3 protein-coding genes and 1 pseudogene are annotated in these 1,962 nt (G+C 37.6%); all 4 read left to right on the top strand.

The features are described 5' to 3' along the window. A pseudogene (locus ACTHUM_RS12465) lies at nucleotides 1-281 on the top strand (bifunctional acetaldehyde-CoA/alcohol dehydrogenase); the annotation flags it as partial. A gap of 125 nt (nucleotides 282-406) precedes the next feature. After that, on the top strand, nucleotides 407-688 hold the full coding sequence (locus tag ACTHUM_RS12460; RefSeq protein ID WP_070459603.1) for a helix-turn-helix domain-containing protein: 282 nt from the start codon (nucleotides 407-409) through the stop codon (nucleotides 686-688). Nucleotides 689-885: 197 nt separating this feature from the next. After that, nucleotides 886-1,278, top strand: coding sequence for an Hg(II)-responsive transcriptional regulator (gene merR / locus ACTHUM_RS12455; RefSeq protein ID WP_001863748.1), 393 nt, complete (start codon nucleotides 886-888; stop codon nucleotides 1,276-1,278). Between the two features lie 28 nt (nucleotides 1,279-1,306). After that, nucleotides 1,307-1,962, top strand: a 656-nt coding sequence (locus tag ACTHUM_RS12450) for an FAD-dependent oxidoreductase (RefSeq protein ID WP_440403007.1), incomplete at its 3' end; no start/stop codon positions are given.

Here is a 1,962-nt window from a genome sequence, read left to right as displayed (position 1 = left end):
CCGACCTGAAATATCAGGAAATCGCCCGTACCTTAGGCCTGCCATGCAGCACACCGGCAGAAGGCGTAGAATCCTTCGCCCGCGCCTGCCACGAACTGGCGGTCAACGTCGGCATCAAAATGTCGTTGAAAGAGCAGGGCATCGATGAGAAAACCTTCCTCGACGGCAGAAAAGAGCTGGCCATGATGTCTTTTGAAGACCAATGCACCCCGGCCAACCCACGCCTCGCCATGGTGGCCGATATGGAAGAAATCCTGACCAAAGCCTACTACGGCGAATAAAATCGGGCAGTTAAAAAGGCCGTCTGAAACCTGAATATAGGGTTTCAGACGGCCTTTTGTATTAGAACTAAAGTTGATACTTATTGTATGTGGAATTTAATTTGCAAACATTAAGAATAGTCATCATGAAATCAGAAATTTTAAAACAATTTGGCAAACATGTTCGTTATTTAAGACAACTCCAGGATTTAAGTCAGGAAGCATTGGCTGAAAAAGTGAATATGTACCGGACTTATATCGGAATGATAGAACGTGGAGAGCGTAACCCCGCCCTATTAAATCTTATTCGTTTGGCTAGCGCATTAGATATTTCTTTGCCTGAACTTTTAAGGGCTATGTTAATGACGGGAACTGTGATAATGAATCTAACTGATTCGTATGGTTTTTTGGGTCTTCGGAATATATAGTGGAATTACTTTCTTAATAGTTTAAAAACAACTGGTGTTTAAATCGGATTTTCTGGTGGGATGTTAGGATAATCAATAGTATTATATAAAAGTATCAATCACATACGAGTGATACTTTGGGAAAAAAATAAAATAGTCCAATTTACTTGACCGTGTACTATGGTACATGGTTTATAATATTCAGGGGGTGAAATAAGATGATTTATCGCATTAGTGAGTTTGCAGATAAATGTGGAGTTAATAAAGAAACGATCAGATATTACGAGCGAAAAAATTTATTACAAGAACCTCACCGAACGGAAGCTGGTTATCGGATATATTCATATGATGACGTTAAGCGTGTTGGGTTTATTAAACGAATACAGGAACTTGGTTTCTCTTTAAGCGAGATTTATAAATTACTTGGTGTTGTAGATAAAGATGAAGTTCGTTGTCAAGATATGTTCGAATTTGTTTCTAAAAAACAAAAGGAAGTGCAAAAACAAATAGAGGATTTAAAACGAATTGAAACTATGTTAGACGACTTAAAACAACGATGTCCAGATGAAAAGCAATTACATTCGTGTCCAATAATAGAAACATTAACATGAGAGATTAATTAACGAAAGGAGCTTTTTTATGAATAAATTTAAGGTAAACATTTCAGGAATGACATGTACGGGTTGTGAAAAACACGTAGAATCAGCACTTGAAAAGATAGGTGCTAAAAATATTGAGTCTAGTTATCGTCGTGGTGAAGCAGTATTTGAACTGCCCGATGATATTGAGGTTGAAAGTGCAATAAAGGCGATTGATGAAGCAAATTACCAAGCCGGAGAAATTGAAGAAGTATCATCACTAGAAAACGTGGCGTTAATTAATGAAGACAATTATGACCTTCTTATTATTGGTTCTGGTGCTGCTGCCTTTTCTTCGGCAATTAAAGCTATAGAATACGGTGCAAAAGTTGGAATGATTGAGCGTGGAACGGTTGGGGGAACCTGTGTGAATATTGGCTGTGTTCCGTCAAAAACTCTTCTTAGGGCAGGGGAAATCAATCATTTATCAAAAGACAATCCGTTTATAGGTTTACAAACATCCGCTGGAGAAGTGGATTTAGCTAGTTTAATCACGCAAAAGGATAAATTGGTGAGCGAACTTCGGAATCAAAAATATATGGATTTAATTGATGAATATAATTTTGATTTAATTAAAGGTGAAGCAAAATTCGTTGATGCTAGTACGGTTGAGGTCAATGGGGCAAAGTTATCTGCAAAACGCTTTTTAATTGCAAC

The organism is Neisseria sp. P0021.S006, from assembly GCF_051956895.1.
Note: the sequence above shows the minus strand (reverse complement) of the source record. Positions and strands in the feature narration are given on the sequence as shown.